Genomic DNA, 21,848 nt, shown 5'->3' on the forward strand with positions numbered 1-21,848 from the left:
CTGGAACCACCCGGCATCGCCTGCCCCTGCGGCGGCGGCGACACACCACTCTGACCCGGCACGGCATTGTTGTTCGTCGGTCCCTGATTCGCTAGTGACGAACTGTTCGGTCCTGGTGCCCCCGGTTGGCCGGGCACGGACGGATTCGCACGCCGCTGCCTATTGGTCCACGGGGTTACCGGAGCCGATTGCCCCTGTTCGGCATTGCTTTCATCCTCCGGATGCTCGACGGCGATCTCCGCCTCGGCGCTGGTCACCGCGCACCCCCGCGCGTCCACCGCATGTGGGCATGAGTGACCGGCGGTGCCGGACGCCCGAGCGATAGGCGGTGGAGGTTCATCCGGTATTTCCTCCCGTGTCGATCGCCCGGTGGACCGGAACAACGTGGTGGCCATCGCAATTCGTGCACGTCAGTGCATGCTCTACCGTCATCATCCTGACTCGTTGGGTGCATACCTCAGGTTCCCAGTGTTGGGAATCCTCAACAATGAGGAGGTCGATAGACCGTCCACGCATGGTCGTCAACGATCTATTGCGGGCAGGTGCGCGGCATCGGATAGGTGATCACAATGGGTTTCAGTTTGTTTGGCCTCAGCGGTAAAGACCTGGCTATCGGCGGGATAACGACGGCGTTCTCCTTGATCCCGGGGGCCGGTGTGGTCCTCGGTCCGCTCGCGGGTGCTGCGACCAGCGCGATCTGGAGCAAAGCAGAGGGCAAGGACTGGGACGAGGCCATCGAGGGGGGACTCGTCGACGGCCTTCTTGGTGCGCTTCCCGGCGGTAAGCTTGCGGGCGGCGCTCTCCGGGCACTAGCGAAGGGCGGCGGCGGAAAGTTGGCCAAGTTGGGCCTGCAGAACGGTGCCGCGAAACTTCTCTACGGTGGGGCGAAGGGCTCCGCCAAAGCAGCGATCACAAAAGGCGCCGCAACGAGTTGGGGTGAACGCGGCGTCAAGGCATTCGGGCGCGGTGTGGGCGCCGCATATATGAACAAGCTTTACGATTCGATGACGGCAGGATCGCCGACCGCCTTAGCGGAACTACCGATCAGGCCCATCTCGTAACGGATCCGGCCGAGGAGCAGCTCCTTGACAATTCATATTCACCAGATGTGGATGCCTGATCCCACTCAGATGAAGGATTCAAAGTACGCGCAATATGTGCCGCTGGACCCAACGATAGACTGGTACCTCAAGCTGCCCAATACGTTCCAAGGTTATTTCGACTCTTGTGGCAACGGCGAGGAGAACAAGGGGACCCCACCCGAGATGCCACCGCCCCCTCAGGTGAAGGACCACGCGGAGCTGGCCGGAATCCCGAACTACGGGAAAACAGCGGCCAGCCTGAGCCAAACGGCCGCTCTGATCGCTGACTCCGCCAAGGCGATTGCGCCACTGGCCAAGAAGACCGAGGCCATCTCCATTGCTGCGCAGAAAGCCGTCAATGCTGGCATCGATATGATTACCAACGCTGCCCCGACTTTGCCTAAACCGGGGATGAAGGAAGATCAGCATATCTTCGAGTTCTGTAACGAGGCGATCCAGTCTGTCGCAACTGCTTTCGACGAGGCCGCCAACGCGAACAAGGATGTCAAAGACGGTGCCGACAAACAGACCGCGGACATGAAAAAGCTGGAAGAGCAGATCAAGGCGCTCCAGCAAGAGAACGCGGAGCTGAAGAAGAGGCTGCTCGATCCGGCGAACGTCCCCCAAGTGCCCACGACTCCGACCACGCCGGGTACCGACCCCACCCAGGTCACCCCCATCGACGACGGTTCCAAAGTCCCCGGACTGGACGACCTCAACCCGACCACCCCCGGAGTCGACACCGGAACCACGCCGACCGGTGGCTCACTCGACGACAAGGTGCAGCAGGCGCTGGACAACCTCAACAGGAGTGCAACGGATCCGAGTACTGCCACACCATCGGTGCCGAGTGCGGCGGCCGCATCACCGGCGAATTCCGGTATGGACATGATGAGTTCGATGCTGCCGATGCTGATGGCGCAGATGATGAACCGCGGCCAGGCCGACACCGACTTGAACAGTCGGCGCGGCGAATTGGACCCGTACGAGGACCAACTGCGCGCCGTCCCCGCTGCTGTCGCACCCGCGCAACCGGTACAGGCCGCGGCCAGCGCACCCGCGGCCGCGCCCGCGAGCCACACCGCGCCTCCGGCGAATTCGTCCTCCACACAGCCGACGACCGGAATGCCGGGTCGCACGCCGGGTTCGGATGGAACCGTGGTGTACACCTTCCCGGACGGTCGGACCCAGAAGGTATCCGTTACTGTCGCACAGGCTTTGGATGCGGCGTTCGGCAACGCCAGTGGCACCGACGCCCAGGCGGCATACGCGAAGACTCCGGCGAAGTGGTCGGATAAGAAGCAGATCGGGACCTCGGTGGATCCGTACCAGCTGATGACCGGTGACGTCGCGACCTGGGACAACCGCACCGCGATCGTGGTGGCCTTCCCCGCCGACGACGGCGGCACACTGGAGGTTGTGGTAAACGGTCAACTCAAGCAGTTCACTCCGACGGAAATGTCCGACAGTGCTGGGGAATTCGGCCAATTCGTCGGATTCAACCACCCGAACGGCATCGAAGCGACTGCACCCGAGGACCACGATCAGGGCAAGATGGCGGGTACACCGGTTACCGGCGATCCGTCGGCGAGTGCGGCCATGCCCGCAGTGGCCGCTCCGGCGTGATCGTGAGCCGGATGTGAGAGGAGGAGGCGATGGCGCCGCTGAATGTCGATCCGGCGGAACTCGTCGATGTCGCCGCGAAATTGGCCGCACTGGCGCGTGACACCGGGGCGGGACTGCCGAAGGGCTGGGTGCAGCCCGCCGGGGCCGACCCGATCTCTGGGACACATGTGCCCCAGCTCAACGCGCAGGCCGCGTCGTTGTTCAACGGCGTGCTCGGCGTGCTCAACGAGGTCCAACGCCACGCACACCACATCGGTGGCGCGGCAGCCGATTACACCGCGGCCGACGATCTGGGCGCGCGCATCGTGAAAGGCGGCGGCGCGGAGATCCTCGCTAATCCGGTAGGTGATGTGCAGGAATTCAGTCCCCGACAGGCACCGGCCTTCAACCTGCCCGCGGCCACCGGATCCGTCGACCCACTCACCTTCGCGAAGCAGTTGCACACCGGCCCGGGCCCTGGCCCGGCGACCAAATTCGCGGCCGATGTCCGCAGCTACACCGGGAGTTTCCACACCGCGGCCGCCGAAGGTGTAGACGGTGCGGCCACCCTGATGCAGAACTGGAGCCCGGTCGGCACCACGGTGTCCGAGCACCTGACCCAACATCGAAACTGGTTGGGCCAGCTCGGCACCGAATTAGGGGCACTCGCCGACAATGTCGACGCCTACAGCGCCGCGTTCAGCACCGCGAAGGCCAAACATCCCACACCAGAGGAGATCATCGCGGCCCGCAAGCGATTGCTGGCGGCGATGAAGTCGAAGAACGAGGTGGCGCTGCAGGCGGCGCTCGCCGAATTCCAGGAGCAGAATGCCCGCTCCGCCGAGGCGATCACCGGTTATTCCTCCACCGTCAACTCCAAAATTCCCACCGGGGGTGGCACGGGCGATACCGGTGGCAGTGGCAAAGGAAGCAGCAGTGGCAGCGACAGCAGCAACATGCTGTCCCAGATGCTTCCCGCGATGATGAGCGCCATGTCCTCGGCCGCCAGTATGGCGCAGAACCAGGACATCTCGGGTGGTGGCCTGGACGACGAGTACAGCGACTACGGATACGACGACCTCGGGGTCCCCTCGGGCCTCGGATCGCTCGGCGGCGGTGGGGGGGCGGGGAGTCCGATCTCCGGCGCCGGTATTCCGGACATCAGCGACGCGAGTACCTCGGTCTCGGTTGGCGCGATGCCGATCGTCGCGACCGCGGGCGCGGCATCGGGCACCGCGGTCGGGATGCCGAGAACGCCGGTCATCGAAGCGGCGTCATCCGCTTCGTCGGCCGCGGCCGCGGCGCGCGGCGCCGGTGCCGGTAACGGGATGATGCCTTATATGCCGATGTCCCCGGGTATGGGCGGTGGCGGCGCCAGCGGCAACGAACGCAATCGGGTGGTCGCCTGGCATCCCGACCGGTTGATGTACGTCGACGACACCCCGCATACCGAACAGGTAATCGGGGAACGGCCGACGATCGCCCCGACCGTGACACCGCCGACACCGGCGCCAGGCCAGGGCCCGACCCAATCCGGAGGTTCCGTGTGAGTGATATCCACCCCGATGTACAGGCGGCCCTCGACGCCGCCCGCGAGTTGCGGCATCGCATCGCTGATATGCGTGAGCGGATCGACAGTATCCGAGCTCGTCGGCCCTCACCCAGCGGTGCGATCATCCCCGAGGTCGATGCGATGGGCCGGTTGACGGATCTGTTTCTGGCGCCGGGGACCGTTGACCGCCTCACCAATCAGGAATTGGTCACCGAGATCATGGCGGCCATTCGGGAGAGCACCGCCGATGCGGCGCGCCAGTACCAGAGCGTGATGGAATCGGTGCCCCCGCCCGAGCCGTTCCAGGCTTCCGGTCCGTCCGGGCCATCGGGTCCGTCCGGGTCGCCCCCGGCGACAGCAGGTGCGGTGCCGTCATGACAGAACCCGGCGCGGTCACCGTCGCCGATACCGTGCGCTGGCTGCATGAGGAGGGGCTGGTCCGGTTGGCCGGTGTCGCGGAACGGATGCCGAGTCTGGTGGCCGCGTACACCATCGACGTCGCGACCGGAACCGTCGTCGCCCATCCCGCGACCGGTGCCGGTGTCGGATCGGATGTGGTGACCCTCGGCGCCGACGACCTGCCCTATCCGGTCGGCACCGCCAAGCGGTTGGTGATCGTGGGTGTCACCACCACCGAAGCATTGCTGGTCGTCGATTTGGCGACCGCGTTGACCATCGCGATCAATGCCGACCGGCCGGAGCTGGTGGCCCGGGCCTGGGCGGTGCAGCTGCTGCTGAACCCCGAGATCACGGTGACCACCAATAGCGCCGATGTCGCGATCGCGTCGAGTCCACGCTGCCGACAGAGTTTCATCCCCGGCGGCGGCGCGACGATCATGAATATCGACGACGCGCGTCCCCCGATTACGACGGTTACGCTCAACCCGTCGAGCGAGGGGCCCGATCATCTCGATGTGGCTCCGGACGGAACCGCCGAAATGTACCTCGGCGCTCGATTCTGGCAGCTGCGCCAGATCATGAGCATCGATGATGCCGCGTGGAGTGCCCTGGCGGAGCGGCTGGAAGCACCCGAGGAGGATCCTTCCGTGCGTAGCACATCCTCGAATCGTCAACACGCCGAACGACTTTAGGAGTGATCCCGTTGACCGATATACCTCCGGACGAGTTCGACGTGGACGAGGCCGCGCCTGCTCCCGACTGGCGGAGCATGGTCTATGAAGTGTTCAATCCCGACCACACCTGCGGCGTCGCCTGTGATCGTGACGGTGAGATCGTCGGTATGCACATCACCGACGACGCGCGCGACAACGGCGATGCCTGGTTGGCCAGGGAGATTCTGCGGCTCGCGCGCCTGGCGCATATGAAGTCCCGGGTGGGTCTGCGCGCCGAAATGGAGTACAAGGGCACGCGTCCCTACACGATCGACTCGTTCGATCTGCCCACCGAAGCTTCCTTCCGCGCCACGGTGAATGCCGAATTCGGCACCACCAGCTGAACCGAAATCTCCGCACCGAACCTCTCTCAGACGGGACCCCGACATGGTGGATATGGACGAACCGCACGAAGTGAACGCTGCGGCAGGCAGATTCGCCGGTGCCATCGAAACGGTCTCGGATCAGGTCTCCGGAACCGTCGCAGATCTGGTACTGCACCATCGGCCGAAATCGGAACTTGACCTCGACCTCGATACGCACCGGCAGAAGATCGTGACGGCGTTGCACCACGGCACGGTGACCAATAGGCACGATGGGCGGATCACTCACACCGAGACGGTGAGCACGACGAATGTCCTCACCGCCGCGGATGTGGAAGGTGGCGCGTACGTGCACCGATACGACTCGATCTGATCACCGGATGTCACCGGAGCACGAAAGTCCGTACTGGGACGAGATAGTCCAGGACAACTGGCCTGAAGTCCCTCCCGGTGACTGGAGCGCACTGGAAACCACGTCGCGCGACGGTGCCGCGGCGCTGGATACCCTCGGCGCCGAACAAGCCCGCAACGAGTTCGACAATCGGGTTCGCGCCAGCGAGGGCCTCGAACCCATCAAACAGAATATGTTGAAGCAGCGGGGGAATCCGCAGGCTTTCGCCGACGCGCTGGACGCCGCCGCGGATATCTTCGGGCATTTCTCGGATCTGGTCTATCGCACCCGCAACCAGATCCTCGACATCGTCGAGGCGGCCACCGACAAGATTCGCAAGGCGCAGCAAGCCGCGGCGAACGACGAATCCGATGACGAATCCGAACGTGAGGCCAAGGCGGCCGCACTGCGCGACCGTGTCGCCCGGATCATCGCCGAAGCCCGCGCCGACGTAGAAGATGTTGTGCGGACCGCGCAGAGATCGATCGGCCCCACGATTCTGCCGACCCTGGAGCGGTTCTACCGCGAGCTGCGGCAGCCGCCGCCCTGGACTTCCGGCCGTCCCCATCTGCCGGGAGGCCCGCCCGAACACCGGCCCGCACATCCGCATCCGCCCGGCCCACAGCAGCAGATCGGGCATCCGGGGGCCGGACCGAAACACCAGGTCCCGATTCCGCTCGGTTTCGGCCCGCAATTCGATGCGCCGGTGATGGATCCGTCCGACACGCAGTTGCCGGGGAGCGGGCCGACAGAACTTCCCGCTGATTCGCCATCGCATGGCACGCCAACGGCTTCGCCGACCGGCCCCGCAATGCCGCCAGCGGTATCGGCCCCGACCTCTACTCCGGGCGTCACCACGGGCTATGCACCGACTGTGCAGCCGGACAGTGCCGATCCGAGTGCTTCCGCGACCGGCGTCTCGTCGCGTGCGCCGTCCACCGCGACCGACACCGGCGAATTCCGGGACGGTACCGAGGCGGGTGCCCATCACGAGACGGGAGGTGATACCGCCGAATCCGCACAGCACGGCGAAACCCACACGGCTACAACCGATTCCGGCCACCGTACCGATTCCGCCGAGACCACACGGGAGACGGCGTCGGCAGGACAGATGTCCCCGATGCTGCCGACTATCCTGCCGCCCGCAGCCGGTTCGACCGGTATCTCCGCGCCGCCGTCGTCGGCGCCGCCGGTGTCTTCGGCGCAAACGTCGGCGAATGCACCAGCCGCGCAGTCGCGGCCCGGGGCGATGGAATCGAGGGCACCGCAGGTCGACGCGCGCGGGGCCGGGTCTCCGGTGCCGAAGGTAACCGCCGGGCCTGCCGCGCCGGTGCCGAATGCGGCCGTCCCGCCCGCGAAACCGAATGCGCCGCAACGTGATCCGCAGGCGGCGGGCGGGCGGCCGGATACCGGCGGCAGCGACGAACTGATCCGCGATGTCGTCGGCGGTGCGATGGTGGCCGCCGCCGCTCCGACCTTCATGCTCGGCGAGCGGGTCGACGGCGATCTCGTGCTGGCACGGACAATCCTGGGCGGTGTGCTGGCCGTTGTGGATTCGTCGGTGATCGGGCTGGAGTGGGCGGTATCGGTGATGCGACATTCCGGCGGTATCAACGCGTTCGTCACTTCGAATGAGGGCCGCAGCTGGCTGCCAGCGGGTCTGTATCTTCCGCGGGAAATATCGACACCCTGGATGTGGGAGGTAGCCGACGCCGCCTGGGAGGGTGTGTCCGATCCGGCGCGGGTGCTCGCCGAGTTCGGCGCGGCGTGGGGACGCCGGACCGGCGCGAAGGTGACGGCGATCGTATCGTCGCAGCCCATCGATTCCGGTATGCGCGCCCAACTGCGTGAGGTGCCGATGGAGGGGCCCGTAACGGCCTCCTCGGCAATGGATTTGAGCGTGGCGGCAGCCGGTTTGTCGGATCGGCTCGGCGTGGTGGCCGCGCCGCAGCTGCTCGATCGGATCGGGCAGGTACCGGCTCAAGGAATCGGATCGCGCTGTATCGATCTCGCCTGGGATGCGCATCGGCGCGTGGGACAGGCGGGCGCGCCCGACTCACTCGGCTTGCCCCGCCTGCGGCAACGGGTCCTGGAGGCGATCCGGCAGCGCCGGGAGGTACCCGGCGACTGGTGGGAGGAACTGCGCGACGCCGACGATCTGCTCGCCGCGTCCATGCTGTCGCGTCGAGCCGACGTATCCCGAGTGGCATTGGGGGAGTTGCGATCCGATACCGACGGACGTTCGGCATCGGAGGCGATGCTGCTACGGGCGATGGTATTCGAGCGGCGCTGTGACGAACTGGTCCTGATGCTCGTCGACGAGCCGAATCGACAGCGCTTGCGCGATGCGACCTACGCCCACGGACAGATAGTCGACCATCCATTGTTCGTGGACGCGCCACGCGCACCCGCTCCGACCACGACGGCTCGACGACCGACGATCAGCACGGGACCCACGCGTCAGTCGTAATAGTCGTCGTACTCATCGTCCTCATAGGGGACCGGCGCGGATTCCTGGACGACTTCTGCATCCGGTTCGCGCAGACTCGGCGCACCCGGCAGCAGATCCTCCGGCTCGGGCATCCGGCCGACGATATCCTCGATCGGGGCGATAGTCTCGCTGACCTTCTGGTGCGCCAGTCGCGCGGCCTCTCTGGCCGCTTCGGTAACGGCCCGGCCGAGATCCGCGGCCGCACCACGCAGCGCCCGCGGCTCCAAGCGCACATCGGTGATGATGCCGAACTGATCGACGGTTACCTCGACCAAACCATCCTGTGAACCGGCCGTAGCGCTTATTGCGGACAACTCATCCCGGACATCGGCGAGCTGAGCTCGTTGCATTTCGTATTGCCAATGGTCCATCAGTTGCGGTCTACCTCGAGTGCTGACTGGCCTTCGGTGTCATGTCCGGGGATCATCGCCGCAATATCGGCCCGGATTTCTTGTGGCCATTGATGATTCGCAAGCTGAGCCGAGAGCCAGTCGGTGTCGCTGCGGTCGAGCCGGGCCGCCGCGAAGTACACGATATCGTCGTTGAACATCTCCGGACTTCGGACCGGGTCTATATCCCCGCGCAGGTACTCGGTCACGATGTCGCGGGCCACGGCGATCCGCCGTTGCTCGGTCATTTCATCCTCCGTATGCCGCATCGTCGGTCATCGGGTGTAGTTCTCATGTGGCAGTTCAGGGTCCGCTCCATGTCTCGCCAGCGCGGCAAGGACCTCTTCGCGGAAGTCCTCGTACGTGCCGTCGCGCATGCGGACCGACTGCAGTGCCTCGAAGACCGCCTCCGCGCGGACTCCACCGAAGCCGCTGCGCTCTGCTGTCAGCGGCTCGGCGCCGAAGCTCACCCCCTCCATGACCTGTTGCGTCATGGCAGGGACATCCCAGAGGAAAGTATCGGGGTGCTGTTCCTGGTATTGCTTGAGCCAGTCGACGACCCGATATGCGTCCTCCACCTCGTTGACATAAATGGCTGTGCTGTCCGCACTGAGCCTCCGTGGACCGCCGACTTTCGCTGCGGCGACGCCAGGGAATCGATCGGGGCGGTCAACTATTTCGTGCACGATCCCGCGCATGAGAGCCGGGGTCGCATCGCCGCGTGCATTGATGTATACGCGGTAGCCGATGGCATCGGTATCGGCGTCCAGGCGGTGGAAAAAGAGGAAACCGACGTCCGATGGGTCCACCCTATCTATGTACTCGGGAGCGAGACGCCTCGTGCGTCCTTCCCAAGGTTGCAGAACCGCCCGTTGATTCTCTGGTGCGCGATTGCTGAGAATGTTCCCCATTTCGTCGAGGAAGGCGCGGGGATCGGATACGGAGTTGGGTTCGGAAGAAGCATGGTATCTGGCGTAGACATCGTTCGGAAGCCCGATGGCGTCCTGGTCCGTCCAGATGCGTTGGAGAAATTGTTCGAGATTCTCGCGAGACAGCGGCGGTGCTTCCAGCCCATGTACCTGATACGAGAGGTCCCGCACTGCCATGAGTCCATCGAAAGAAATGTCCGGGTCCATGCTGTAGATGAATTCCATCAACGGCATGTCGGGCCGCAGCGCCTGATGCAATTCCTCGAACGACATATCCGGGCGTATCAGCTGCGTGAACTCCTCGAGGGACAGATCGGGACGCACCGCTTGATGGAAATCTTCGAACGATATCTCCGAACGCAGTGCGCGATGTAATTCCTCTAGTGTGCGCGGCTGGTCCAATAATTCCGGGTATTCTCGCACGGCATATTCGAATAGGTCACGATCCGGATGCCACGCCGGCCACAACTCATGGGGCGACTCGCCCGCAGCGGGCGGTGTTTCCTCGTCGAGCGGCGGCGTTCGCTGCGGATCCCCATCGCCTTGGGTGTGGTGGTCCGGTGGCGGTGTTGTCGCGTCGTCATGTGCACGCTGGGACCCGACCCCCGAGTCGTGCTCGGGGGGCACGGGTTCGTCTGTGCGCGGCGGCGTATGTGGCGGTTCGCCCGGATCCCGTGCGCCCGGAGTGGGTTCGGGTGGTGGCGCTGCTTCGTGGTCGGGTGCACGCGGAGGCCAGACCAGTTGGTCGCCATTTGGGGAGCCGGGCTCGTCGGGATGCCGTGGGGCTGGCGCAGGCGGTGTCTCCTCCTCGCTATGCGGCCGTTGCGGCTCGACAGGTGGCTCCTCGCTCGACGGATCCTGAGAATACGGCTCAGGCGGATCGGAGTCCTCGCCCGGGGAGCGTTTGAGGTATTCGGGCAGTTCGTCCGGCTCGTACATTTCGTAGGGCTCGCGTGAGGGCACGGCCCCTGCGGGCTCGGGCGGATCTGTTTTGCCCTGAGTGTGGTCGGGTGGTGTGGTCGTTTCCGGTTCCCGAGGTGCTCGAGGCGGGTGGTTTCCGTCGGAGTCCGGCTCGCCTTCAGTGCGCTCGGGTCGTGGCGTCGCTTCCGGTGTCTCGGGTGCTCGAGGCGGGTGATTTCCGTCGTCTGGACGTGCGGTTGGCGGTTCGCCGCCGGTCGGCTCACCGGATCTGGGCTCGGTGGTATCCGGGCGTGGTCCTGTTGTACCGGGCGAGTGTGGCCCGGAGGTGCCGGGTTGTGGTGGGACGGTGCCCGGTGGTGTCGCCGGTGGGGCTACCTGCGGCGGTGGTGTGACCCGCGGGGTCTCGTCGGGTCCAGTGGTGTTCGGCGGTGCGCCTGGTGTGCCAGGTGTGCCAGGTGTGCCAGGTGTGCCAGGTGTGCCAGGTGTGCCAGGCGTGCCAGGCGTGCCAGGTGTGCCAGGCGTGCCAGGCGTGCCAGGCGTGCCAGGTGTGCCAGGTGTGGCAGGTGGTGTGGGGGGTGGTGTAGTGCCCGGTGGCGTGGTCGTGCCTGGTGGAGGTGTGGTCCGCGGAACATAGCCATCCCGTGGGACCTCGCCGTCCGGCGGTGTCGCCGGACGGGGACCTGGCGCTGTGGCGGGGGGTGTGGTTCCGGGGACATAGCCATCGCGAGGGACATCGCCATCCCGAAGTGCGCCGGGCGGTGTGCTGCTCGTTGCGGTGGTGGTCGGCGCTGTGGTGGTATTCGAGTTCGAGGTATCCGTTCTGGCTCTGACTCGCATCCCGGGTGGCAGGGGCCGAGCGAAGATAGTCGCCGAACCGACGAAACCGCCGACGAAACCCTGGAGTACCGCGGTTCGCAGTTCCTTGGCATCGGGGATATGTCCGGTGACGAGTATCCCCGCGCCCGCGCCAGCCACCGCGCCCGCAACACCGCCTACACCGCCGATCAGCACCCCTGCGGTGACATGCGCGCCGTAGCGGACGAGATTGGATTCGGACTTCCCGGCGACCTTGCCGAGGAACTTGTTGATCCGGGGAGCCACTCGCGACGCGAATCGCGCACCGATTCCACCGCCGACGCCGCCGATGATCGCGGCATCTCCGACCATGCCCCAATCCATTTCGTCCCGGTGGTGTAATACCTCCTTCTGGTAGAACTGGGCACCGGCATTGACGGCGGCGGCAGTACCGGCACCGAGTCCTGCCCCGATAGCAGTGGCCTTGGCCAGCGGCAGACCCCCGCGCTTGGTGGCACAGTCCAGCCCGACCTTCTTGACCCTGCCGAAGTACCGTCGGGCGCTCGCGGCCCACGATGCTTCGGCGGCCGCCCTGTCCTCGGCGGCCTTCACGACACCCGGTGCGGACAGCATGGCATCCACCACCAGCTGGGTCAGCAGCGCGATTCCGGTTCCGATCACCTGCAGCTTGGTGAATTCGCAGTCGTTGGCCTTTTGGTAGCACTGCTCGGCCATGGAGTCGCAGTACGCGGCCTGGTTGCGCAGATCGTCGCCGAGCTGCACATTCCTGGTCGCCTTCGTGTCGGCGCTGAAGCCGTGGAGAGCCGTCTTTTCCGTAGCAGACGCCGTATCGTGCCGTGTGGCGAGTTTGCGGCAGCCGTCGCCGCCCGCCGCCCAGTGGTCACCCTCGCGGCGCAACGCGTCCTCGTCGCAATCCGGCCAGTACCCCGCCACGGCTTCGACCAGCCACTTCGGGAAAAACGCTGGCAGCGTCAGTGTCACAGCGCCGCACCTGGTACGTCGATTTCTTCCTCGGGTCGTTCCGGAACCTCGGTATCGCGATCGGCGACAACCGATTCCGTGACGAATGCCCGACGTGCTGTCGCGATCATGTCATCGGTGATGTCCGGATGTGCCAGGGCAATGGTGATCAATGCCGAATCGGTGTCCGGCCCCAACCCCACGTGCATTCGGAGGGGGCGACCGCTGGTCGCCGCCGACAGTTCGGTCTCGAAGGTGCTGTGCCGCGCGTCGGCGGTGTGTCCACCGCCGACGCTCACGGCGTCGCCGTTTTCCGTGCGGTATCGATCAGTAAGCGGTGCAACACCTTTGCGGGCGGCGCTGCCTCGGCGCCGTTGATCTGTACCTCGGTGAACGCGTCCGCCATCGCCATCCCGGGGTCGAAATTGCCGTTGTGGAATCCGTAGCCGCTCAGCTGGGCGCGCCATTGCTCGTATTCCGAACTCGACGCGCTGGTCGGGTTCTCCCGCGGTGCGGTGCCCCGGGTGCGGGTGAACTCGGCGATCAGCGCGTCCTGAGCTGCCTGCCTGGCGCGGAAGCTACCCGCGACATCGAGCGCGTGCCCGAGTTCGCGGACCATTGTCGAATACACCGGCCGTCGGTCCGAGCCGCGCGCGAGTTTTCCGGAATGCGTTGCGCTGCGGATGTATTCGGCGAACACCCCGGGATTACGGGCGACCACGGTATCGAGCACGATGCGACGGGTGAACGGCTCAGGGCCGGTGGCCCCCGCGACCCAGTCCCATTCCAGGCGGGTGGCCGCGTCGGCGGATTCGGCGATCGCTATCTGTCGCAGATCGACATACGGGTACTGAGTGAGCACATCGTCCAGTGCGGCCGCGATCTCTCGGATCGTGTACCCGTCGACGCTCGGATCGTCGAAGCCGACCAACTCGAGATCGTGTCGCTCGGCCAATTTCCGTGCCAGCAGTGCGTTTTCACCGAGGCCCATGCCATCGGCCGCCCACGGATGGCGTGCGGCGGATTTCCCTTCGGCGCCGAAGGCCTTGCCCGCCGCCTTCGGTGCCGGACGGGCATGCTGCTGCTGGTCCGGCAGGTACGGCGTGGACATTCGCGGCGGCGTACTCGACGGCGCCGAGACCTGGGATCCGGCATTGGTCGGTGCCGATGGCTGCGCGGCTCCGGCGGCGGCCGCCTTGGGCGCGGGAGTGTCCGGTGTAGCACTCGTACCGGCCGTACCTCTCGACCACGGTGTATTCGGCTGCTTGCGATCGGCGGCTGGAACTTCGCCAGTTGGTCGGGCAGCGGTCGTCGCCGAATCGGCCGTGGTGGGAGCCGAATCAGATGGGGAACCGGAGGTGTCGCGAGTGTTCGGCGACCCAGCGCTGTCGAAAGGGGTTCCCGCACTGGGCATGCCGTTTCCGGTGGGCGGGATGGTCGGTGCGGCGGACGCGGGGCTGGTCTGTGGGCTACTCGAGGAACTCGGTGCCGGAGTCGGAGTTTGGGCGGACTGATAGCCCGGCGCGGGTTGTGATGGGATCGGCGATGGTTTGCTGTCGGGCGTGGTGCCTGTCGTGATCGGAGTCTGCTGACTCGGCGAGTAGGGATCGGTCGGTGTGGTCGGGGGGACGTTCTGACTGGTCGGCGGTGACTGGTCCCCGGCGTCGCTGATCGAGCGAGCGGATTCGCGATCCTGGCGGTCGAAGCTTTCGACGAGGTCGCTGACGATCTTGCCCTCTTCACGCAGGCTCGCGACCGTCTTCGCCAGGCTCGCCAGTCCTTTGTCCCGATCCGGCACATACGTCTCGGCGAACGCCTGGCCCGGAGCGTCCTTGCCCCATGGTTCGCCTTCGCGCTCGAGCGCTGCCTTCAGCTGATCGAGCAGACGCTGTGCGTCGGCGCCGATATCCTCGAACTCCGGCACCAGGGCACGAAGTCGCTCCTCATCGACCTCCAACGGTTGCGCCACGCGGACTCCTCACGCATCTCTGCGGACAATTCTCACGCGGCGAAACCTATCTTCCCAGTGCTGGGAGTACTCACCCTGTGCGCGAACCGTCGTTCTCGGCCGATTCACGGGCATCGCGCCAGCTCGGCGACCCGGATACCAGGTCGGGCAGATCGGGCATGAGCTCCGCGGTATCAACGATCGGTGCGATCAGCGCATCATGCTGCGAACGCGCCGACCGCGCCGCCGCCTGGGCGGCCTCGACAATCGCCCGCCCGACGTTTTCCGGCTTGGCGCGCATCGCCTGCGCGGTCAATCGCACGTCGGTGACCACTCCGGCACTGTCCACGGTCACCTCGACCAACTGATCGGATGAACTGGCCCGTACCCGCAGGGCGTCTACTTGCTGCTGGATCTCGGCGAGCTGAGCCTGCTGTTTCTCGTAGACATCCATGACGTAGTCGATCTGGTTGCGCATGCCGTTGTTCGCCGACCGGAGGCTTTCGCGTTCCCATTGATCCATGACGGCTCCCACCTCTTGTCCTAGTCGTGGCGCGGGCGGGGCGCCCGCTCGCTGGGATACCTCCTCGGCACCGCCGTCCGCCGATTATGAACCGGCCACTTCGTACGGCCGATATGCACTTCCCGAAGGTGGGAGTTTGTCTGGCTGCGCGCGTGAAATAGCTTGTGCTGCATATAGTTACGGTTTCTTTCCGGTCGCGGTCCGCTCCGCGTCCTGTCTCCCCATCGTTGGGAAGGATCGACAATGTTGAGAACAGCGGCGGGAAAGGGTCTGATCGAGTAATGACCAGCATGAATATCGACCCCGCAGTGCTGCGCCAACTGGCGCTGCAGCATGAGCAGGTCGGGCGCGATACTCTTGCGTGGGCGGAGCCGCCGCACGCGTGGCTGGCCAGTTTCGAGTCGACCTACGGCAAAATCGCCGATCCGGTTCGCCAGGCGCTTGTTTCCTACTACGGTGCCCGCGAGCGGGCCGGTAAGGCGCTGGCACAGGAGCATTTCAACACCGCGAAGTCGCTGCGCGAATCGGCGGATTCCTACGAATATGCCGACAACCAGATAGCGTCGGACCTGCGCCGGGTCGGCCACGACTTCGGCGGACCGCACGAGGGGCCGACGCCGAACGGCACCGAACCGAACACTTCGTACACCCCGCCCCCCGGTGGTGGACCGGGCGGCGGCCCCGGTGGTGGACCGGGCGGCGGCCCCGGTGGCGGACCGGCTGGTGGACCTACGTCGCCCGATACCCACATGTCCCCTGCGGCATCGAATGGATCGAATGGTTCGACGCCGACGAGCGGGGCACCTCATGGCACACCCGGTACACCGGGCGCGGTGTCGCATCCGGACCAGTCGACTCCGGCGGGCACATCCGGCGTGACCGCCGGAAGCACACCATCGCCGGTGTCGGCTGGGCCGCTCGGCGCTGGGCCGGGGGTTGGACCGGTGTACGCCGGTCCGGCCGACGATCGCGGTTCGAGTCAGCCACCGGCCGGGCCCACCGCGGGTGCCAATGGCATGCCGATACCGGTGCCGATGGGTACCCCGTTCGCCTCCGCGGTTGCCGCCGCGAAGGATAAAGAGGCCGAACCGGCCTATGTGGTGGGCAGTCGGGTGAACGACGATCTGGTACTGGCCAGGACCTTGCTCAGCAGCGTGCTCGCGGCCGTCGACTCGCCGGTGGGCATGGCCTGGGCGGTGGCGGTGATGCGCGGTCCGGCCGGTGCCGGCATATTCATCACCTCCAACGAGGGCCGTGGCTGGCTGCCCGCCGGGCTCTTCCTTCCACGCGAAGTCTCGACGCCGTGGCTGTGGGATGAACTGCTCGGACCCGATAGCGGTACGGCATCGTGGGAAAGCGTGTCGGATCCGGCCCGAGTCCTGGTCGAATTCGGCCTGGCCTGGGGACCGAAGGCGAACGCGAGCATTTCGGCGCTGGTCTCCTCCGGCCCGATCGATCCCGGCCTGCGGTCGCAGTTGAGCGATGTGGCGATGGAAGGACTCGTCGGCCCGACCTACAACGTCGACTTGCGCGAGTTCACCCCGGATACGGCGGACCGCCTCGGTCTCGTCGGTTCCCCGACCGCGCTGCAATCGGTCGCGAGCGTGTCGGATCAGCAGGTCCGCGAGCGCTGTGTCCAATTGGCGACGGATGCGCACACGCGGGTCGGCCGATCGGTAGCCGCCAGCGCCGATGCCGCCGGGGCGCGACAACTGCGCGAGCGGATCCTGGCGAGCGTGGCTGCCGGGCAGACCGTATCCCGGCAGCTGTGGGACGAACTGCGCGATGCCGACGATCTGCTGGCCGCGTCGATGCTGTCGCGCCGGGTCGATGTGGGCCGAGTCGGACTCGGCGAATTGCGGATCGACACCGAGTCTTCCGCACTGCGCGACATGATCTTCGAGCGTCGATGCAATGAGCTTGTCCTATTGCTGGCCGAGGAAACAGAGCGGCAGAGCCTGCGCGACGCCATCTACGCACATGAGCAGATCGTGGAACATCCGCAATTCGTGGAGATTCCGGCCGCGGTCTCGGTTGGCGAGGACGAGAGTGTTGCCCGCCCGGCGGGGGCCGCGGTCAGCGGGCCTGCGGTCAGTGCCCCCGCGGTGAGCGCTCCGGTTGTGGGCGGGCCGCCGAGCGGTGCCGTGGTCGCGCCGAGTTCGCCGCCGCCTGTCGTGGCGCCGGATCGGCAGTGAGGTCGCGCGGATGGTCACAGCACGCTGAAGTGCGATGGCGGCAGCCTCACCCTAGGCGTGCAACCACTCCCGTATTACGTGGCGCTCCATATGGGTGTGCCGTACGTCAGCGTCGCGTGTGCAATGAAGATCCACCACCCAGACGAGCGCATAACCTCGCGGCTCGGTGGGCGGCGGGCGGGGCCTCCATCCTCTTCTCAGAATTGGGAAGGCGGCAGGAAGCGTGAAGAATGGGAACCTATCATCCTTGGAGGAGGTGGCATGCGAAAAGAGCTGGGCGTCAACGCCGCTGTGCGTCCGATGACCGTACGGTCCGGTATGCCCGCTCATGCGGTGCCAGGTTCATGCTCTGTCGCTGGAGGCATGGTTCGTCGTGTGCCGGAGGCGCGGCGATCGTGGCGGAAGGGGGTGGCCGCATGATGCATCCGTATACGGTGGCGGCGCTGGAATCCAGTCGGGAGCTGGTGCACGCTGCCGATGACATGCTGGAGCGGATCGACCGGATTCGCGCCCGGCGCCCGTCGCCCACTGGCCGGGTCATTCCGGAAGTGGACGCGATGGGCAAACTCACCGATCTGTACATCGCCCACGGAGCGATCGCGCACGCCGCAAGCATGCACGAGTTGGCGGCCGACATCATGGCCGCGATTCGTGACAGCACTACCGACGCCGCGCGGCAGCACGAAATTGCCGTCAAGGAGACGACCTGGCCCGAGACGCCGCGGCCGCAGCCGTAATTTGCCGGTGCGATCGACGATCCCAGGAGTGATGCGGTGACGGATCAGGACATCTCGGACGGCGTCGGGCCCGAATCCCCGCCCGATTGGTACAACCTCGTGTACGAGGTGTTCAACCCCAGCTATTCGGTCGGCGTGGCCTGCAACCGCAGCGGCACGATCATTGGTCTCCATCTCGGCGACGAGGTGGCGGAGCACACGGACGACTGGCTGGCCAGGGAGATTTTGCGAGTTGCTCGCCTGGCCTACCTGAAGTCGCGGGTCGGTCGCCGTGCGGAGCTGCTGTCCAACGGTGGGTTGCCGCGTCTAGCAGACTCATTGGGGCTACCCAGCGAAGCCGAGTACAACATTATCGAGAAGGCCGAATTCGGCGATGGCTTCTGATTCCGGCCGTGCGAGACCGGCATGGGCCTGAGCAGCCAGCTCCTCCGAACTCCCCGAGCCGCGTCTCCGTTGTCCCCAGAGGTGGGGATGCGTGAGAATGACGATGTCGCCCGGAGTGGAAAGAGTTCGTCGATATGGACAGTTTGAGGCAAGATCCGGAAAATCTGCGCAACCGGGGCAGTGCCCACGGCGGCGTCGTCGGCTCCTTTCTCGAGCGGGCGCAAAACGACCCTGATTATGAGGCCAGCTTTCATTCGAATCTCGGTTACGCGGCCGACGCGTTTCTGGTGAAGCTCGGCCGTCGCTACCTTCAAGCTCGTGGGGCCGGTTGGACCTCGGTGGCCGATGGCCACCAATATGTGGACGACACCTCGCAGTCGGCCGCAGGCGCACTCGAGAGTACCGATCTCGAGGATGGTGCGAACGTCCGCCGGACGGCGCCAGAGGTGTGAAGCCCTAGTGGTCCGACGGACTTCGGACAGGAGGATTCGGTATGGCTGTTACCGGCTCGCGAACAGGTCGGTGGCCGCAGGTGATCAGGGGTTGTGAGGCATGACCGATTACTACGTGGACAATGCCGACGGTACGGAATCAAAGTCGGACAAACCTCCCTCGTCGGGTTTCTACACCGCGCAGGAAAAATCCGGTGCCCCGGTCACTCTCTATGAGGTGAATCCTGATGGGGGGGAACCGAAAAAAATAAAGTCCTGGGACAAGCCCAGTGATATCGATTTCCTTGTTACCCCGGATGGGCACGCATATGGGGTAAAAACGAAGCCGAATGGCTCCGAGACCCTATACGTTATCAACCCAGACGATCGGAAAGCGAACAACGATCAAAAACCGACCCAGAGCAAAGCTCAACTGGCGGCGGAACAGAAAAAGAATGAGTTCTTAGGGACTGACAAGCACGACTTCAAATCGGGCGACGATATCACTAAGTTCCCGCTGAAGATCCGGGTTCCCCCAGGTAGCGCTTCGGACGACCTGAAGACATTCATCGATTTGGCGAACTCTCGGCTCGCCTATTTGATGTACCAAATGGGCAAGGGTAAGAAGCCGATCGCCTTCGATTCTCCCAAAAAAGGTAAGGACACCAACCACTTCGATGACGACCTGAGCGGCAATTTCTACGACAAAATTGCAGACGGGGCGGCAGTTGCAGCTGGGGGGGCTTCGGGCGAAACCGAAAAGGGATATCAATCGGCCTCGGATTTTCTCCACCAACTGACCGATGAGTGGCAGCATATGGATGAAAAATTCGAGCTGGAGAACAAGGAACTCACGCACGATAATACTCGTACATACCAGCGGATGTACGACAAGATTCAGCAAGTCCATGATGATATCTGGGCGGTACTCCAAAAACCGCATGCCGGATATTACGGCGGGAGTACGTTCAGCGAAAATAACTTCACCGGGGATGGTATACAGAACATAGTCGAGGAAAAGCCCATTTACGGCCTCGTCAACCAGGCGATCGAGTATTGCAGGGGACAGGTCTCCGACTACGCGGACCGAGCCGAGGACCGCGCGGACAAGTTCGGGGATTTCCCCGGGTTTCCCTCACCGGCCCCAGCCCCGGCCCCAGCCCCAGCTCCGGCTCCCACACCGACCCCGACACCAACCCCGACTCCCACACCGACCCCGACTCCGGTACCAACGCCGACTCCGAGTCCAACCGATACTTCCACCGACTACAGCGACACCTTCGGCGATCTGCTCGGCGACGGCTCGAAGCCGTCCACCGGCAGCACGAGCACCGGTACTGGCGCGAACAGCGACGTCACGTCGGCGATCAATTCGGCGATCAGTGCGCTCGAGAACAGTGCGAACGGAAAGAGTGGAAACCAGGCGACCCAGGCGGGATACAACTCCGGCGGCGGTTCCTCGGGATCCGGCGGTATGGACATGAGCTCCATGATGCTGCCGATGATGATGTCGCAGATGATGCAGCAGATGATGGGGAACCACGGCCAGGACGACCAGAAACAGCGCGAGGAAGAGGAGCGCGAGGAGCGGCGTCGGCGGCGCAGGCAGGAAGAGCAGCAGGCTGCGGCGCAGGCGCAGGCCCAGCCCGCCGTCGCCTCGAACCAGCCGACCAATGTCGTTCAGGCGGACGCCAGTGCTACACCGCCGCCAGTGGGCGCCGGTGGGCGGTCGATGGTCGATATGAAGCTGCCCGACGGCACGACGCAGAAGGTGTCCTCGGCGGTGTCGCAGGCGGTGAACAAGGAACTCAACAACCCGAACGGCAGTGATGCCAGGTCGGCTTACTCGGGCACCACCGGACAGCCCACGGCGGGTAGTCCGTGGGTTTCGGTGGACAGCGCGCACCTGCAGACCGGTGATGTGGTGCAGTGGGCGAATCGCAGTGCGATCGTCGTGGTGGAACCCACGGGCCTGGAGGTCATCATCAACGGCCAGCTCGTGCCGCTGGACCCGAACAACCCGCCCGATGGCGGCAACGGGGATTACGGCGAGTTCCAAGGGTTCTTCCACCCGAGCGGGGTCGATCGGGACAACTCGGCCGAGCAGCAGCAGCAGCCGACGCCGAGTGCTCCCGGAGTCACCACGGCGCCGCCGACGCCGACAGCTCCGCCCTCGGTTCCGGCGCCGACGACGATCTGATACGGACGGTGGTCCCCTGGAATCCAGGGGACCGCGGTCGCCAAGGAGCAAGTCGACTTCGAGACCGCGCTGTAGCCTCCCAGCGGTTACGGCGAAGGGTTCTTCCGCCCCGGGCGGCGCCGATCTGGACAACTTCGCGCAGCGGTAAGAGAGCGCTCGGCACGCCCGGCGTGATTACGGCATCGGCTACACTGACAGCCCTGCGCTGCGGTTCTCGCTTACGACTACGGCGCTGCCGTCTCGCTGAACTTCACGGGCATCGCAGTGGCTTAGACGCGAGTCCCGGTGCTGCGCGTTCGTCGCCACCGCGGGTCGCTCTGCCGACAGCCGCGTGTGCGGTTCCGGTGCCGACGATGACGGCACTGCTGTCTTGCTGAAATTCACCGGGGACCACAGTGGCTCAGATGCAAGTCCACCGGTGCCGCGTGTTCGTCACCGCAGCACCACCGCGCGTCGCTACGACGACAGCTGCGTGTGCGGTACTCGCGCGAAGATGACGGCGCTGCCGTTCGGCTGAAATTCACGCGATCGCAGTTGCCCCGAGGGGAAATCCGGTTCGCGCCAAGCTAATTCGGCCCGCAGGCGAGTGAGCGGACGATATCGTCTGCCCACTCCGGCTATGAAATCAGCGATTATGCCTGCACCACAGGCGAATCCACGGTGACCTCGTCATCGGGATCGGTATCCTGCGCTTCGTCGGTCTCGGTATTGCTCGGAGTCGATCCGGTCCGGTTCACCGCGCGCCGGACATTGGTGCGAGCCGACACCCCGGACGTATTCGCCACCGGCGTGGCCGATCCGGGCGTACTCGCGCTCGCCGTCGCCGCCGGTGCCGTCGCAGCAGGTTGGCCGGTGCCGG

The 21,848-nt window shown here is 65.3% G+C and carries 21 protein-coding genes; 14 read left to right on the plus strand and 7 right to left on the minus strand.

The genetic code is table 11. From position 1 onward, the window contains the following. The coding region (locus tag NA5_RS41975; protein ID WP_218020250.1) for a hypothetical protein at positions 1-257 on the minus strand (257 nt) is incomplete at its 3' end. 312 nt (positions 258-569) lie between these two features. Between NA5_RS41975 and NA5_RS37730 the strand changes: the two genes are divergently transcribed. The 8 genes from NA5_RS37730 (at position 570) to NA5_RS37765 (ending at position 8,535) form a co-directional block, all read left to right on the plus strand. Next, on the plus strand, positions 570-1,061 hold the full coding sequence (locus NA5_RS37730; RefSeq protein ID WP_062993831.1) for a hypothetical protein: 492 nt from the start codon (positions 570-572) through the stop codon (positions 1,059-1,061). A gap of 69 nt (positions 1,062-1,130) precedes the next feature. Further along, positions 1,131-2,708: a hypothetical protein gene (locus NA5_RS37735; protein WP_062993832.1), complete on the plus strand. Its 1,578-nt coding sequence runs from the start codon at positions 1,131-1,133 to the stop codon at positions 2,706-2,708. A gap of 29 nt (positions 2,709-2,737) precedes the next feature. Beyond that, complete coding sequence (locus NA5_RS37740; RefSeq protein ID WP_062993833.1) at positions 2,738-4,237, plus strand: PPE domain-containing protein; 1,500 nt, start codon at positions 2,738-2,740, stop codon at positions 4,235-4,237. After that, a complete protein-coding gene (locus NA5_RS37745; RefSeq protein WP_062993834.1) occupies positions 4,234-4,617 on the plus strand; it encodes a YbaB/EbfC family nucleoid-associated protein in 384 nt (127 codons plus the stop codon). The genes NA5_RS37740 and NA5_RS37745 overlap by 4 nt, the downstream gene beginning before the upstream one ends. Then, on the plus strand, positions 4,614-5,330 hold the full coding sequence (locus tag NA5_RS37750) for a hypothetical protein (protein ID WP_062993835.1): 717 nt from the start codon (positions 4,614-4,616) through the stop codon (positions 5,328-5,330). Before NA5_RS37745 ends, NA5_RS37750 begins: the two co-directional genes overlap by 4 nt. Positions 5,331-5,341: 11 nt before the next feature. Further along, positions 5,342-5,695: a hypothetical protein gene (locus NA5_RS37755; RefSeq protein ID WP_245672657.1), complete on the plus strand. Its 354-nt coding sequence runs from the start codon at positions 5,342-5,344 to the stop codon at positions 5,693-5,695. A gap of 52 nt (positions 5,696-5,747) precedes the next feature. Further along, on the plus strand, positions 5,748-6,047 hold the full coding sequence (locus NA5_RS37760; protein WP_157110882.1) for a hypothetical protein: 300 nt from the start codon (positions 5,748-5,750) through the stop codon (positions 6,045-6,047). A 7-nt stretch (positions 6,048-6,054) separates the two neighbouring features. Beyond that, positions 6,055-8,535: a hypothetical protein gene (locus NA5_RS37765; RefSeq protein WP_062993837.1), complete on the plus strand. Its 2,481-nt coding sequence runs from the start codon at positions 6,055-6,057 to the stop codon at positions 8,533-8,535. Here the strand turns inward: NA5_RS37765 and NA5_RS37770 are convergent. The 6 genes from NA5_RS37770 to NA5_RS37810 all read right to left on the minus strand — a co-directional run bounded on the left by NA5_RS37770 (position 8,526) and on the right by NA5_RS37810 (position 15,042). Then, positions 8,526-8,927 (minus strand): YbaB/EbfC family nucleoid-associated protein, encoded by a 402-nt coding sequence (locus tag NA5_RS37770; RefSeq protein WP_062993838.1) that lies wholly within the window; start codon positions 8,925-8,927, stop codon positions 8,526-8,528. The two genes, NA5_RS37765 and NA5_RS37770, sit on opposite strands and share 10 nt — an antisense overlap. Continuing rightward, positions 8,927-9,193, minus strand: coding sequence for a hypothetical protein (locus NA5_RS37775; RefSeq protein ID WP_157110883.1), 267 nt, complete (start codon positions 9,191-9,193; stop codon positions 8,927-8,929). Before NA5_RS37775 ends, NA5_RS37770 begins: the two co-directional genes overlap by 1 nt. Positions 9,194-9,220: 27 nt before the next feature. Next, the gene (locus NA5_RS41075) at positions 9,221-12,592 is read right to left on the minus strand and encodes a T3SS effector HopA1 family protein (protein ID WP_157110884.1); all 3,372 of its coding nucleotides are present in this window, start codon (positions 12,590-12,592) and stop codon (positions 9,221-9,223) included. Beyond that, positions 12,589-12,870 carry a hypothetical protein gene (locus NA5_RS37800; protein ID WP_062993844.1) on the minus strand — a complete coding sequence of 94 codons (282 nt, stop codon included), beginning with the start codon at positions 12,868-12,870 and terminating at the stop codon, positions 12,589-12,591. Before NA5_RS37800 ends, NA5_RS41075 begins: the two co-directional genes overlap by 4 nt. Further along, positions 12,867-14,540 (minus strand): WXG100 family type VII secretion target, encoded by a 1,674-nt coding sequence (locus tag NA5_RS37805; protein ID WP_062993845.1) that lies wholly within the window; start codon positions 14,538-14,540, stop codon positions 12,867-12,869. Before NA5_RS37805 ends, NA5_RS37800 begins: the two co-directional genes overlap by 4 nt. Before the next feature lie 70 nt (positions 14,541-14,610). Beyond that, positions 14,611-15,042, minus strand: coding sequence for a YbaB/EbfC family nucleoid-associated protein (locus NA5_RS37810; protein ID WP_062993846.1), 432 nt, complete (start codon positions 15,040-15,042; stop codon positions 14,611-14,613). A gap of 281 nt (positions 15,043-15,323) precedes the next feature. Here NA5_RS37810 and NA5_RS37815 point away from each other — a divergent pair, with 281 nt between their 5' ends. The 6 genes from NA5_RS37815 to NA5_RS41085 all read left to right on the plus strand — a co-directional run. After that, positions 15,324-17,237 (plus strand): type VII secretion target, encoded by a 1,914-nt coding sequence (locus tag NA5_RS37815; RefSeq protein ID WP_062993847.1) that lies wholly within the window; start codon positions 15,324-15,326, stop codon positions 17,235-17,237. A 416-nt stretch (positions 17,238-17,653) separates the two neighbouring features. Next, positions 17,654-17,974, plus strand: a complete 321-nt coding sequence (locus tag NA5_RS37820) for a hypothetical protein (RefSeq protein ID WP_062993848.1) — start codon at positions 17,654-17,656, stop codon at positions 17,972-17,974. 36 nt (positions 17,975-18,010) lie between these two features. Further along, positions 18,011-18,358, plus strand: a complete 348-nt coding sequence (locus NA5_RS37825) for a hypothetical protein (RefSeq protein WP_062993849.1) — start codon at positions 18,011-18,013, stop codon at positions 18,356-18,358. Positions 18,359-18,492: 134 nt separating this feature from the next. Then, complete coding sequence (locus NA5_RS37830) at positions 18,493-18,810, plus strand: hypothetical protein (RefSeq protein WP_062993850.1); 318 nt, start codon at positions 18,493-18,495, stop codon at positions 18,808-18,810. 100 nt (positions 18,811-18,910) lie between these two features. Next, positions 18,911-20,989, plus strand: a complete 2,079-nt coding sequence (locus NA5_RS41710; protein ID WP_062993851.1) for a hypothetical protein — start codon at positions 18,911-18,913, stop codon at positions 20,987-20,989. A 660-nt stretch (positions 20,990-21,649) separates the two neighbouring features. Continuing rightward, positions 21,650-21,848: hypothetical protein (locus NA5_RS41085; protein ID WP_157110885.1), on the plus strand; the 199-nt coding region annotated here is incomplete at its 3' end.

This window comes from Nocardia anaemiae NBRC 100462 (genome assembly GCF_001612725.1).
GTDB classification, from domain to species: domain Bacteria; phylum Actinomycetota; class Actinomycetes; order Mycobacteriales; family Mycobacteriaceae; genus Nocardia; species Nocardia anaemiae.